The following is a 12,260-nucleotide window of genomic DNA, read 5'->3' on the forward strand; positions in this document are numbered from 1 at the left end:
CGGCATTCCAACAGCCCATGCACCATTCACCGATGAGCCAATACTCCAACCTGCAAGCCAATGCCCGCCAGCCGTTGCTCGATGTGCAAGGGCTGAACGTGGCCTTTGGCAGCCAGCAGGTCGTGCATGGCGTGGATCTGCGCATTGCCCAGGGCGAGCGCCTGGCGCTGGTCGGGGAATCGGGCTCGGGCAAAAGCGTCACAGCGCTGAGCCTGCTGCGCCTGCTCGAAGGCGCGCAGCTGAGCGGCCGCGCACAGCTGGCCGGGCGCGATCTGCTGACCATGGACGAGGCGCAGCTGCGCGCCGTGCGCGGCGGCGAGGTGGCGGTGATCTTTCAAGAGCCCATGACCGCGCTCAATCCATTGATGACGGTTGGGCGGCAGATTGCCGAGGTGCTGCAGCTCAAACAAGGCCTGTCATTGGCTGCTGCGCAGCAGCAGGCCGTGGCCTTGCTGGAAAAAACCGGCATTCCGGAACCCGCGCGGCGTGCGCACAGCTACCCGCACCAGCTCAGCGGCGGCCAGCGCCAGCGCGCCATGATCGCCATGGCGCTGGCCAACCGCCCGGCGCTGCTGATCGCCGACGAGCCGACAACGGCGCTGGACGTGCAGCTGCGCCAGCAAATCCTGCAGCTGCTGGCCGATCTGCAGCGCGAGACGGGCATGGCCATCCTGCTGATCACGCACGACCTGAACCTGGTGCGCCAGTTTGCCGATCGCATCGCCGTCATGCAGGCCGGGCGCATCGTCGAGCAAGGCCCAGTGCAGCAGCTGTTCGCGGCGCCGCAGCAGCCCTACACCCGGCAGCTCATCGGCAGCCGCCCAGTGCGCGATGTCGTCGAAGCGCCCGACACGCCCCCCGCGCAGCAGGCATCCCAGCCCGCGCCCGCCATCGAGGCGCGCGGCCTGGCGGTGCACTACGAAGTGCCCATCCCCGGTCTGCGCGGCTGGCTGCGCAAGGGGCGTTTTACCGCCGTGCAGCCTATGGACTTCACGCTCGCGCCGCAGCAGACGCTGGCCATTGTGGGCGAGTCCGGTTCGGGCAAGACCACGCTGGCCCAGGCCGTGCTGGGCCTGCTGCCCATGCAGGGGCAGCTGCGCATCAATGGCCAACCCTGGCAACAGCCGGCCATGCGCAACAGCGCGCACAACCAACGATTGCGGCGGCAAATCCAAGTCGTGTTCCAGGATCCGTTCTCGGCCCTGTCGCCGCGCCTGACCGTGGGCGAAATCGTCGAGGAGGGCGCGCTGGCGCACGGCTTGGGCCTGAGCGCGGCCCAGCGCCGGGCCAAGGCCCTGGCGCTGCTGGCCGAAGTGGGGCTGACGCCGGCGCAGTTCCCCCAGCTGCTGGAGCGCTACCCGCACGAATTCTCCGGTGGCCAGCGCCAGCGCATCGCCATCGCCCGGGCGCTGATGGTCGAGCCTTCCATCCTGGTGCTCGACGAGCCCACCAGCGCGCTCGATGCCACCATCCAGCAACAAGTGCTGGCCCTGCTGCAGCGCTTGCAGCGCGAGCGCGGCCTGGCCTATTTGCTCATCACCCACGACGTGGACGTGGTGCGCGCCATGGCCCACCATGTGCTGGTGATGAAAAACGGCCAGGATGTCGAGGCCGGCCCCATCGCCGCTGTGCTGCATCGCCCGCAGCACCCCTACACCCAGGCGCTTTTGGCTGCTGCTCAGGCCCCGGCGCCGCACCATTCATGAGCTGCGCTAATGCCGCGCAGGGCGGCCTTGGCGTTTGTTATACAATGCGCGGTTTGCAGCGTTTTTGCCCCGCAGCAAAACGGCATGGCTGATGCAGCGCCTGGCTTGCCAGGCTTTTGTTTTGTGGCCCACGCCGCCCACCACCTAAGAGGCTCCGCTCCAAGAAGAGCACCGACCGTGGCAATAGGGCAAGTTTCTTGTTTTCAAAGGAAAACCGCATGTCTACATTCAGCGCAAAACCCGCTGAGGTGCAACATGAGTGGTTTGTGATCGACGCCACCGACAAGGTGCTCGGCCGGGTAGCCAGCGAAGTTGCCCTGCGCCTGCGCGGCAAGCACAAAGCCATTTACACACCTCACGTTGACACGGGCGACTACATCGTCGTCATCAATGCCTCCAAGCTCAAGGTCACCGGCAACAAGAGCCTGGACAAGATGTACTACCGCCACACCGGCTATCCTGGCGGCATCCGCGCCACCAACTTCCGTGACATGCAGGCCAAGCACCCCGGCCGCGCACTGGAGAAGGCCGTCAAGGGCATGCTGCCCAAGGGCCCGCTGGGCTACGCCATGATCAAGAAGCTCAAGGTCTATGGCGGCGCCGAGCACCCGCATACCGCCCAACAGCCCAAAGTGCTGGAAATCTAAGGAGCCTGCAACATGATTGGTGATTGGAACAATGGCACCGGCCGCCGCAAATCCAGCGTGGCCCGTGTCTTCCTGAAAAAAGGCTCCGGCAAGATCGTCATCAACGGCAAGGAGATCGAAAACTACTTCGGTCGCCAGACCTCGATCATGATCGCCAAGCAGCCCCTGGTGCTGACCGACCATGTCGAAACCTTCGACATCCAGGTCAACGTGCATGGCGGCGGTGAATCCGGCCAGGCCGGCGCAGTGCGCCATGGCATCACCCGCGCGCTGATCGACTACGACGAGACGCTCAAGCCCCAGCTGTCCGCTGCCGGCTACGTCACGCGCGACGCCCGCGAGGTCGAGCGCAAGAAGGTTGGTCTGCACTCCGCCCGTCGCCGCAAGCAGTTCTCCAAGCGTTAATTGCTGGTGTGCGAACAAAAAGCCATGCTTGGCAACAAGCATGGCTTTTTTTATGCCTTGTGCCCCGCCTTGAATCTTGCTTTGGTGTGTTCCATTCGCGCTCCGTTCAATGGTTTTGCAGATGAGTCTGATCGAGCTCCCGCCCGAGCCGCGAAGGCAGCAGCAGCAGCGATAATCGCGCCACTATGAGCGGCAGCACCTTTGGAACCCTATTTCGCGTCACCAACTTTGGTGAATCCCACGGCCCGGCCATTGGCTGCGTGATTGATGGCTGCCCGCCGGGCATGGCGCTGGCCGAGCCTGACATCCAGCGCGAGCTCGACCGCCGCCGCCCTGGCACCAGCCGCTTCGTCACGCAGCGCAACGAGCCCGATCAGGTGGAAATCCTCTCGGGCGTTTATGAGGGCAAGACCACCGGCACGCCAATCGCGCTGCTGATCCGCAACGTCGATCAGCGCAGCAAGGACTATGGCGAGATTGCGCGCCAGTTCCGCCCAGGCCATGCCGACTACAGTTACTGGCACAAGTACGGCATTCGCGATCCGCGTGGCGGCGGGCGCTCCTCGGCGCGCCTGACCGCGCCCACCGTGGCCGCCGGTGCGGTGGCGCGCAAATGGCTGCAAGAGCAGTACGGCACGCAGCTGCACGGCTTCATGGCGCAGCTGGGGCCGTTGGAGATCGGCTTTGAATCGCTGGAGTACGTGGCGCAAAACCCGTTCTTCGCCCCGGTGCGAGACACCAGCGCGCTGGAGCAGTACATGGATGCGCTGCGCAAGCAGCACGACTCCTGCGGCGCCATCGTGCGCGTGATCGCCAGCGGCGTGCCCCGGGGCCTGGGCGAGCCGCTGTACGACCGGCTCGATGCCGACATCGCCTACGCCATGATGGGCCTGAACGCCGTCAAGGGCGTGGAGATTGGCGCGGGCTTTGCCAGCGCCACGCAGCTGGGCAGCGAGCATGGCGACGCCATCACCCCGCAGGGCTTTGCCAGCAACCACGCCGGCGGCATTTTGGGCGGCATCAGCACTGGCCAGGACATCGAGGTGCGCATTGCCATCAAGCCCACCAGCTCCATCCTTACGCCCCGGCCTTCGATCGACGTGGACGGCCAGCCCGTGCAGGTCGTCACCAAGGGCCGGCACGACCCTTGCGTGGGCATCCGCGCCGCGCCCATTGCCGAAGCCTTGCTGGCCCTGGTGTTGATGGACCACGCCCTGCGCCAGCGCGCCCATGCGCCGGCGTCCATCCCCGTGGCCTGAATGGGGCCTTGAGTCCTGCCTGGGCAAGGGGCCAGAGGCGCCCCTTGAAAAGGGTCTTTGAACAGCCGTTCAGCCGCCCGCTTGCTGCAGACGCCACAGCGTGGCGAAGTGGCTGATGGGGCCGTGGCCCTGGCCGACCTGCAGCGCATCGGCGTGCCGGATGCTCTCGGTCAACCAAGCCTTGGCGCGCGCCACGGCCTCGGCCCAGTTGGCCGTTTGCGGGCGCAGCGTGGCCAGCGCGGCGGAGTACGAGCAGCCCGTGCCATGCGTGTTGCGCGTGGCAATGCGCTCTCCGGGGAACTCCTGCACGCTGCCCTCGGGCGTCACCAGCGCATCGGGCGCCAGCGCGCCTTGCAGATGGCCGCCCTTGGCCAGCACGTGCACCTGGTAACGACTGGCCACCTGCTGCGCCTGCTGCAGCACCTGCGGCCAGTCGCTGGCCTCGGCGGCATCGGCCAGCACGGCCAGCTCGGGCATGTTCGGGGTGATGAGATCGGCCTGGTGCAGCAGGGCGCGCAGCGCATCCTCGGCGGCGGCATCGAGCAGACGATCGCCACTGGTGGCGACCATCACCGGATCGAGCACCAGCACCGGCGGGCGGTGCTCGGTCAGCCAATCGGCCACGGTGGCGATGATGTCCACTGTGCCCAGCATGCCGATTTTCAGCGCATCAATGCGCACATCATCGCTGACGGCATCGAGCTGTTCGCGCAAGAACGACATCGGCGGCACATGGATGGAGCGCACCCCTTGGGTGTTTTGCGCCACCAGCGCTGTGACCACGGCCATGCCATAGCCGCCGTTGGCGGCAATGCTTTTGAGATCGGCCTGCACGCCAGCGCCGCCGGTGGGGTCGGTGCCGGCAATGCTGAGCACGCGCGGAATGCGGGACGCAGTCGGGGCCGCGCCGGTGGAGGAGGGGCTGGAGGCAGAGTTCATGGGCATGCGGTTCGGGTGGATGGAAGTGAATGGCTGGAGCTTTGGGCGGGCCTCATGCGCCGTGCTGCCAGGCCTGCAGCAGCGCCTGCGCGGCCTGCCTGGGATCGGGCGCGGCGCAAATGGCGCTGACCACGGCCGCGCCATCAAAGCCTGCGGCGCGCAGCCCGGCCATGTCGCCGCTGCCGATGCCGCCAATGGCCACAGCCGGCAGGCGCACGCCCTGGCTCAAGGCCTGCAGCGCCGGCAGGCCCAGCGCTGGCGGCGCATTCTTCTTGGTCGTGGTGGTGTTGAGCGGGCCAATGCCCACGTAATCCACCACGCCGCAGCGCTCGGCCTCGGCCAGTGCAGCGGGCGTGGCCGCGCTCAGGCCCAGGATGGCTTGCGGGCCGATCAGCTGGCGCGCCAGCTTGGCCGGGATTTCCGATTGGCCAATGTGCACCCCGGCCACACGCGCGCCGGCGGCGCGGGCCGCCAAGAACACGTCGATGCGGTCGTTGACCAGCAGCGGCACCTGCGTGGGCAAGACCTGGGCGACGGCGCAGACGCTGGCGAGAAACTCGCGCGCGCTGGCGTCCTTCTCGCGGATCTGCACGATGCGCACCCCCCCTTCGACGGCACGCAGCACCGTCTCCTGCAGGTTGCGGCCAGCGCGGGCGCACTGGCCCGAATCGGTCACCAGATACAAAGCAAGATCAAGAGACATGGTTCAGGGCCGGTTCACAAAACTGAAGAGCTTGCACTGGCAGCGCCCGCGCGCTCAATGCCTTGCACCTGCGCGTGCGTGAGCACATCGTGCGCCGTGATGAGCGCCAGCCGGTCGATGAACTGCACGGCAAAACTGCCTGGCCCCTGCTGCTGGCGGGCCACCTGCTCGGCGGCCAGCTCTGCGGCGATGGTGTAGATCAGCACGGCCGCAGCGGCCAGTGGCAAATGCTCGGCGCGGGAGTTGGCCAGCGACAGAAACGCTGCGATCACGCTGCCCAAAGCGCAGCCGCCGCCGGTGACCTTGGTCAGCAACGGCGTGCCATTGGCCAGGCGGATCTGGCGCTGCCCATCGGTCAAAAAATCCACCGGGCCGGAGACCGCCACCACCGCGCCGCTGCTCGATGCTAGCTGTATCGCGGCCTGCTCGGCCTGGGCCACGCTGGCCGTAGCATCCACCCCGCGCCCGCCCGCGCCGCAGCCGGCGGCGGCCAGAATCTCGGAGGCATTGCCGCGCACCGCGCTGGGGCGCTGCTGCAGCAACTGCGCCGCCAGCGCCGTGCGCACCGGCAGGCTGCCAATGGCCACCGGATCGAGCACCCAGGGCGTGCCCGCCTCGGCCGCAGCGCAGGCAGCCTCCATCACCGCCTCGGCCTGCGAAGGCACGGGCGTGCCCAGATTGATCAGCAGGCCCGAAGCCATGCGCGCAAACGGCCCGGCCTCGTGCGGAATGTCCACCATCGCTGGCGCCGCCCCCAGCGCCAGCAGCACATTGGCGGTGAAATTGGCCACCACCGTATTGGTGATCGATTGCACCAAGGGCGTGCGCGCGCGCAGCAGCGTCAAGGCCTGCGCAGCAAATGCGGGCAGGCTCTCAGGGGGCAGGGCGGTGGCATCGGGCAGGGCAGCGCTGGTGGTCGTGGCGGTCATGGCGTGGCATTCATCGCGGAGGATGGTCGAAGAAGCGGCCAATCCTAACCGCAATCGCAGCGCAGGCTGCAGCCAGCGCTGCTTGACCTCAGCCCCTGATGCCAGGCCGGCTCAGCCGGCGATGCGTTTGGCAAAGTTCTGTCAAAATCGCAGCCATCATTCGATCGCGCGTCGCGCTGCGATCTTTTGTTTTTTGCAACCCACAGCGAGAACCTGCCATGTCCAATGCCCTCACATCCCCCGTGACCGATGCCAACTTCGAAGCCGAAGTGCTGCAGTCGCAGACCCCAGTGCTGCTGGACTTCTGGGCCGAATGGTGCGGCCCATGCCGGCAAATCGCCCCCGTGCTCGAAGAACTGGCCGCGGCCAACCAAGGCAAGCTGCTCATCAAGAAAATCAACGTCGATGAAAACCGCGAAGTGCCCGCCAAGTACGGCATCCGCGGCATCCCGACGCTGATGCTGTTCAAGAACGGCCAGGTCGCAGCCACCCAGGTTGGCGCGCAAGGCAAGACACAAATCCAGGCCTTCATTGACGGCGCACTGAACGCCTGAAGCCGCGCACGCGGCGCGGCCCCATGCCAGTAGCCGCGCTGCATGCCCCAAAGGCCCGGCCCTGGGACCACCAGGGCCGGGCCTTTTGACGTGACTTGAAGCATTTTCCGCCTGCCTGTTTTCTCGCTGATGCCATCAAGCCCTTCGGATCCCCATGTTCACAGCGCCTCGCCCAGCCGCGCCTGGCTGGCGGTGCTGGCCTTGGCGCTGGCGGCGTTTGTGTTCAACACCACGGAGTTCGTGCCGGTGGGCCTGCTCAGCGCCATGGGCGAGAGCTTTGGCATGCGCGCCGAGCGCGTTGGGCTGATGTTGACGGTCTATGCCTGGGCGGTGGCGCTGGCTTCGCTGCCCTTGATGCTGGCCACGCGCCGCATGGAGCGCCGTGGACTGTTGGCCGGCCTGTTCGCGCTGTTCGTGGTCAGCCATGGCGTGTGCGCGCTGGCGCCCAATTTCAGCGTGTTGCTGCTGGGGCGGCTGGGCATTGCGGCGGCGCATGCGGTGTTCTGGTCGATCACGGCTTCGCTGGTGGTGCGCGTGGCGCCGGCCGGGCGCAAGGCCCAGGCGCTGGGCTTGCTCGCCGGCGGCACTTCGCTGGCCATGGTGCTGGGCATTCCGCTGGGGCGGGCGATGGGCCAGTGGCTGGGCTGGCGCGTGACCTTTGCCGGCATCGGGGCCGTGGCGCTGCTGGTGTTGCTGCTGCTGTGGTGGCTGCTGCCGCGCTTGCCCAGTGAACGCAGCGGCTCACTGCGCAGCCTGCCGCTGCTGCTGCGCCGCCCGGCGCTGGTGAGTGTGTATGTGCTGCTGGTGGCCGGGGTGACGGCGCATTTCATGGCCTACAGCTATCTGGAGCCTTTCATGCAGCGCGTGGCCGGGCTGGATGGGCCGGCCATCACCCAGATGCTGCTGCTGTTTGGCGCGGCCGGGCTGGTGGGCAGTGCCTTGTTCAGCTGGCAGGGGCTGCGCCATCCGGCGGCGTTCTTGCTGTGCGCCTTGGCGGCCTTGGTGCTGTGCCTGGGCCTGCTGCGCCCGGCGGCGGCGCAACCCTGGGCGCTGGCGGCGCTGCTGGGCCTGTGGGGCGCGGTGTTCTTGTGCTTTGCGCTGGCCATGCAGGCGCGGGTGCTGGGCCTGGCCGCCGATGCGGGCGATGTGGCCATGGCCTTGTTTTCCGGCCTGTTCAATGTGGGCATTGGCGCCGGGGCCTTGCTGGGCAGCGGCGTCATCGGGCACTGGGGCGTGGCCCATGTGGGCTGGCCGGCCAGCCTCCTGGCCTGCCTGGCGTTGCTGGGCGCAGGCGCTGCGCTGCGGCGCTGGCGCAGCGCCTTTGCCCAGGGGCGTCTGGTCGATTGAACTGAGCTGAACTGATATGGATCAGCGGCCCACCATGTTCTCAGGCACCACCCACTGGTCGAACTGCTCGGCGCTGAGGTAGCCGCTGGCAATCGCCGCTTCGCGCAGGCTGGTGCCTTCCTTGTGCGCCTTCTTGGCGATGAAGGCGGCCTTGTCGTAGCCGATGTGCGGGTTCAGCGCGGTGACCAGCATCAGCGAGTTGCCCACCAGCTCGGCGATGCGTTCGCGGTTGGGTTCGATGCCCACGGCGCAGTGGTCGTTGAAGCTGCGCATGCCGTCGGCCAAGAGGCGCACGCTTTGCAGGAAGTTGTGGGCCACCACGGGGCGGAACACGTTGAGCTCGAAGTTGCCCGATGCGCCGCTGATGTTGATGGCCACGTCGTTGCCCATGACTTGCGCGGCCAGCATGGTCACGGCCTCGCTTTGCGTGGGGTTGACCTTGCCGGGCATGATGGAGGAGCCAGGCTCGTTCTCGGGGATGGTGATTTCGCCGATGCCGCTGCGCGGGCCGCTGGCCAGCCAGCGCACGTCGTTGGCAATCTTGGTCAGGCTGGCGGCCAGGGTTTTGAGCGCGCCGTGGGCGTGCACCAGCGCGTCTTGCGAGGCCAGCGATTCGAACTTGTTGGGCGAAGTCACGAAGGGCAGGCCGGTGATGTCCGCCAGCTCCTTGGCCACGCCTTCGGCATAGCCCTTGGGCGCATTCAGGCCCGTGCCCACGGCGGTGCCGCCCAGGGCCAGCTCGCAGAGGTGGGGCAGGGCGTCCTGCACGTGTTTCTTGCCGTGTTCGAGCTGGGCGACCCAGCCGGAGATTTCCTGCCCCAGCGTCAGCGGCGTGGCGTCTTGCAAGTGGGTGCGGCCGATCTTGACGATGCCGTCAAAGGCCTTGGCTTTTTCGGCCAGGGTGTTTTTGAGCAGGTCGATGGCGGGCAGCAGCTTGTGGGTCAGGGCATCGACGGCGGCCACGTGCGAGGCGGTGGGGAAGACGTCGTTGGAGGACTGGCTTTTGTTCACGTCGTCATTGGGGTGCACCAGGCGGGCTTCGCCGCGCTCGCCGCCCAGCAGCTCGCTGGCGCGGTTGGCGATGACTTCGTTGAGGTTCATGTTCGATTGCGTGCCCGAGCCGGTCTGCCAGACCACCAGCGGGAATTCGTCCGGGTGCTTGCCCTCGATCACTTCCTGCGCGGCGGCGATGATGGCCTTGGCCTTTTTCTCGTCCAGCAGGCCCAGCGCGTGGTTGACGGCGGCCGAGGCGCGCTTGACCTGCGCCAGCGCCTTGATGATTTCACGCGGCTGCTTTTCGCCGGAGATGTCGAAGTTTTGCAGCGAGCGCTGGGTTTGCGCGCCCCAGAGCTTGTCGGCGGGCACTTCGATGGGGCCAAAGGTGTCTTTTTCGGTACGGGTCTGCTGTGTCATGGTGCGGTGCAAAGGATTTTGAAGTCGAGAAGCAGGATTATTACTGCAAATTATTCTTATTCTTCAGTGCTTGCGCTGTAGAGCCAAGCCCAGGCAGAAGTTCCATAGAATCCGCGCAGCCAATTTTCTGAACCGATTGAAGAACCGCAATAACGGAGCCCGCCTGTGCAAGTCGCCCCCAGTGTTTTCAAAGCCTATGACATCCGTGGCACCACGCCCGTGACCATCAACGAAGCCCTGGCCGAAGCGCTGGGCCGCGCCTTTGGCACGCGCGCCCTGGCCGAGGGCCAGCGCACCGTGGCCGTGGGGCGCGACGGGCGGCTCTCCGGCCCGGCGCTGGCCGCTGCGCTGATGCGCGGGCTGGTGGCGGTGGGCATCGAGGTCATCGACATCGGCCAGTGCACCACGCCCATGCTGTACTTCGCCGCCAGCACCCTGTGCCAAAGCGGCATCCAGGTCACGGGCAGCCACAACCCGCGCGACGACAACGGCTTCAAGATGGTGTTGGCCGGCCGCGCCATTTACGGCGATGAGATCCAGGCGCTGCGCCGCATCATCGAAGAAGAAAGTTGGCAATTGAAAGAGGGCGGTAGCGTGCGCCAGGCGGACGTGCTGCCCGCCTACCGCGAGCGCATCGTGGGCGACGTGCGCCTGGCGCGCCCCGTGCAAACCAGCGGCCAAAGCGCCAGCGCGGGCCTGTGCGAGATCAAGCAGGCCATGACGCGCCCCATGAAAGTGGTGGTGGACTGCGGCAACGGCGTGGCCGGCGCATCGGCCCCCGGCATCCTGCGCGCCCTGGGCTGCGAGGTGATCGAGCTGTTCACCGAGGTGGACGGGCGCTTTCCCAACCACCACCCCGACCCCTCCAAGCCCGAGAACCTGCGCGACGTGATCCGCACCCTGCAAGACACCGACGCCGAGCTGGGCCTGGCCTTCGATGGCGATGGCGACCGCCTCGGCATCGTCACCAAGGACGGGCAAACCATCTTCCCCGACCGGCAAATGATGCTGTTCGCGCAGGACGTGCTCACCCGCGTGCCTGGCGCACATATCGTGTTCGACGTCAAATGCAGCCAGCGCCTGGCCCCTGCCATTGAGGCCGCAGGCGGTGTGCCGCTGATGCACAAGACCGGCCACTCGCTCGTCAAGGCCAAGATGAAGGAAGTCGATGCCCCGCTGGGCGGCGAGATGAGCGGCCACATCTTCTTCAAGGAGCGCTGGTACGGCTTTGACGACGGCACCTACGCCGCAGCGCGCCTGCTGGAAATCTTGAGCCGCCACCCCGACCCCAGCGCCGTGCTCAACGCCTTGCCCAGCAGCCACAGCACGCCCGAGCTGAACGTGCCCTGCGCCGAAGGCGAGCCGCACCGCCTGGCCGCCGAGCTGCAAGCCCTGGCAGCCGATACCTTCAGCGCCCCCGCGCAGGTCAACACCATCGACGGCCTGCGCGTGGACTGGCCCGACGGCTTCGGCCTGATCCGCGCCAGCAACACCACGCCCGTGCTGGTGCTGCGCTTTGAAGGCCACACGCCCGAGGCGCTGGCGCGCATCGAAGGCGACATGCTGGCCTTGCTGCGCCGCGTCAAGCCCGATGCGCAAGTGGGCGGGGCAGGGCATTGAGGCTTGGCGCAGGCTTTGAGGCTCTACTCTCCGCCAAAGGAGCAGCCATGCACGATGGATATCCGTCTTCTACCTCCAAGGCCGCTGATCTTTCGTCCGGAGTCTTGCCTGAAGCTTTGCGGCGCCAGCTCGCTCCTGATGAGCAAGTGCTGTGGCACGACAGCCCTCGTCAAGGCTTGATGCTGCGCCCCGCCGACGCAGTGCTGATTCCGTTTTCCCTGCTTTGGGGCGGCTTTGCCATTGCTTGGGAGATCAACGCCCTGAGCATGGATATGCCCCTGATCTTCAAACTCTGGGGCATCCCCTTTGTGCTCGTTGGGCTGTACCTCATCGCCGGGCGTTTTTGGTGGGATGCCCGCCTGCGGGCGCATACGCATTACGCACTGACCAACGAGCGCATCCTCGTTGTCAGCGGCTTCAATGGTCGAAAAGTGCAATCGCACCTCTTGCGCACATTGCCACCCATCACCCAAACCGAGCGTGCCGATGGCAGCGGCACCATCGCCTTGGGCAGCCCTGCCTTGATCCAGCTCCCCTCCGGCTGGCCCGGGGCCGCCGCCACGCCAGAGCTGCACATCAAAACCAATGTGCAGCAGGTTTTTCGGAGCATTCTTGACGCCCAGCGTCGTCAAAACATGTAAGAGCCTGTTCAAAATCTTTGCACGGCGGTCAAGAGAGCGGATTTGGGCGCTCTGCTGCGTTGCAAAGCCTCGCCATAGCCCCAGCTATGGCTGCGTT

At 66.6% G+C, this 12,260-nt stretch carries 12 protein-coding genes; 8 read left to right on the forward strand and 4 right to left on the reverse strand.

What is annotated here, in order from left to right; all coding sequences use genetic code 11:
• The first annotated feature begins 17 nt into the window (after nt 1–17).
• From CK620_RS02035 to aroC, 4 genes are all read left to right on the forward strand, one after another.
• Nucleotides 18–1,706, forward strand: a complete 1,689-nt coding sequence (locus CK620_RS02035) for an ABC transporter ATP-binding protein (protein ID WP_238945975.1) — start codon at nt 18–20, stop codon at nt 1,704–1,706.
• A gap of 218 nt (nt 1,707–1,924) precedes the next feature.
• Nucleotides 1,925–2,353 (forward strand): 50S ribosomal protein L13, encoded by a 429-nt coding sequence (gene rplM, locus CK620_RS02040; RefSeq protein WP_095541295.1) that lies wholly within the window; start codon nt 1,925–1,927, stop codon nt 2,351–2,353.
• Between the two features lie 12 nt (nt 2,354–2,365).
• On the forward strand, nt 2,366–2,758 hold the full coding sequence (rpsI, locus tag CK620_RS02045; RefSeq protein ID WP_095538823.1) for a 30S ribosomal protein S9: 393 nt from the start codon (nt 2,366–2,368) through the stop codon (nt 2,756–2,758).
• A 185-nt stretch (nt 2,759–2,943) separates the two neighbouring features.
• Nucleotides 2,944–4,017, forward strand: coding sequence for a chorismate synthase (aroC, locus tag CK620_RS02050; RefSeq protein WP_095548874.1), 1,074 nt, complete (start codon nt 2,944–2,946; stop codon nt 4,015–4,017).
• A 69-nt stretch (nt 4,018–4,086) separates the two neighbouring features.
• Here aroC and thiD read toward each other — a convergent pair whose 3' ends face one another.
• From thiD to thiM, 3 genes are read right to left on the reverse strand one after another with little or no spacing between them, the layout of a single operon-like run.
• Nucleotides 4,087–4,956: a bifunctional hydroxymethylpyrimidine kinase/phosphomethylpyrimidine kinase gene (gene thiD / locus CK620_RS02055; RefSeq protein WP_095549108.1), complete on the reverse strand. Its 870-nt coding sequence runs from the start codon at nt 4,954–4,956 to the stop codon at nt 4,087–4,089.
• Between the two features lie 52 nt (nt 4,957–5,008).
• The gene (thiE, locus tag CK620_RS02060) at nt 5,009–5,659 is read right to left on the reverse strand and encodes a thiamine phosphate synthase (RefSeq protein WP_095548875.1); all 651 of its coding nucleotides are present in this window, start codon (nt 5,657–5,659) and stop codon (nt 5,009–5,011) included.
• A gap of 14 nt (nt 5,660–5,673) precedes the next feature.
• Nucleotides 5,674–6,588, reverse strand: a complete 915-nt coding sequence (gene thiM, locus CK620_RS02065) for a hydroxyethylthiazole kinase (RefSeq protein WP_095549109.1) — start codon at nt 6,586–6,588, stop codon at nt 5,674–5,676.
• A 218-nt stretch (nt 6,589–6,806) separates the two neighbouring features.
• Between thiM and trxA the strand changes: the two genes are divergently transcribed.
• Together trxA and CK620_RS02075 are read left to right on the forward strand one after the other, a co-directional pair.
• Nucleotides 6,807–7,142 carry a thioredoxin gene (trxA, locus tag CK620_RS02070; protein ID WP_095541299.1) on the forward strand — a complete coding sequence of 112 codons (336 nt, stop codon included), beginning with the start codon at nt 6,807–6,809 and terminating at the stop codon, nt 7,140–7,142.
• Between the two features lie 129 nt (nt 7,143–7,271).
• Nucleotides 7,272–8,489: a sugar transporter gene (locus tag CK620_RS02075; RefSeq protein WP_095548876.1), complete on the forward strand. Its 1,218-nt coding sequence runs from the start codon at nt 7,272–7,274 to the stop codon at nt 8,487–8,489.
• A gap of 21 nt (nt 8,490–8,510) precedes the next feature.
• On the opposite strand, the gene fumC is transcribed toward CK620_RS02075, so the two are convergent.
• The gene (gene fumC / locus CK620_RS02080; RefSeq protein ID WP_095548877.1) at nt 8,511–9,902 is read right to left on the reverse strand and encodes a class II fumarate hydratase; all 1,392 of its coding nucleotides are present in this window, start codon (nt 9,900–9,902) and stop codon (nt 8,511–8,513) included.
• Nucleotides 9,903–10,067: 165 nt separating this feature from the next.
• Here fumC and CK620_RS02085 point away from each other — a divergent pair, with 165 nt between their 5' ends.
• Nucleotides 10,068–11,522, forward strand: a complete 1,455-nt coding sequence (locus CK620_RS02085) for a phosphomannomutase/phosphoglucomutase (RefSeq protein WP_095548878.1) — start codon at nt 10,068–10,070, stop codon at nt 11,520–11,522.
• A 47-nt stretch (nt 11,523–11,569) separates the two neighbouring features.
• Nucleotides 11,570–12,163 (forward strand): hypothetical protein, encoded by a 594-nt coding sequence (locus CK620_RS02090; RefSeq protein ID WP_143325872.1) that lies wholly within the window; start codon nt 11,570–11,572, stop codon nt 12,161–12,163.
• The last annotated feature ends 97 nt before the right edge of the window (nt 12,164–12,260 follow it).

Source organism: Vandammella animalimorsus (assembly GCF_002285285.1).
GTDB classification, from domain to species: domain Bacteria; phylum Pseudomonadota; class Gammaproteobacteria; order Burkholderiales; family Burkholderiaceae_C; genus Lampropedia; species Lampropedia animalimorsus.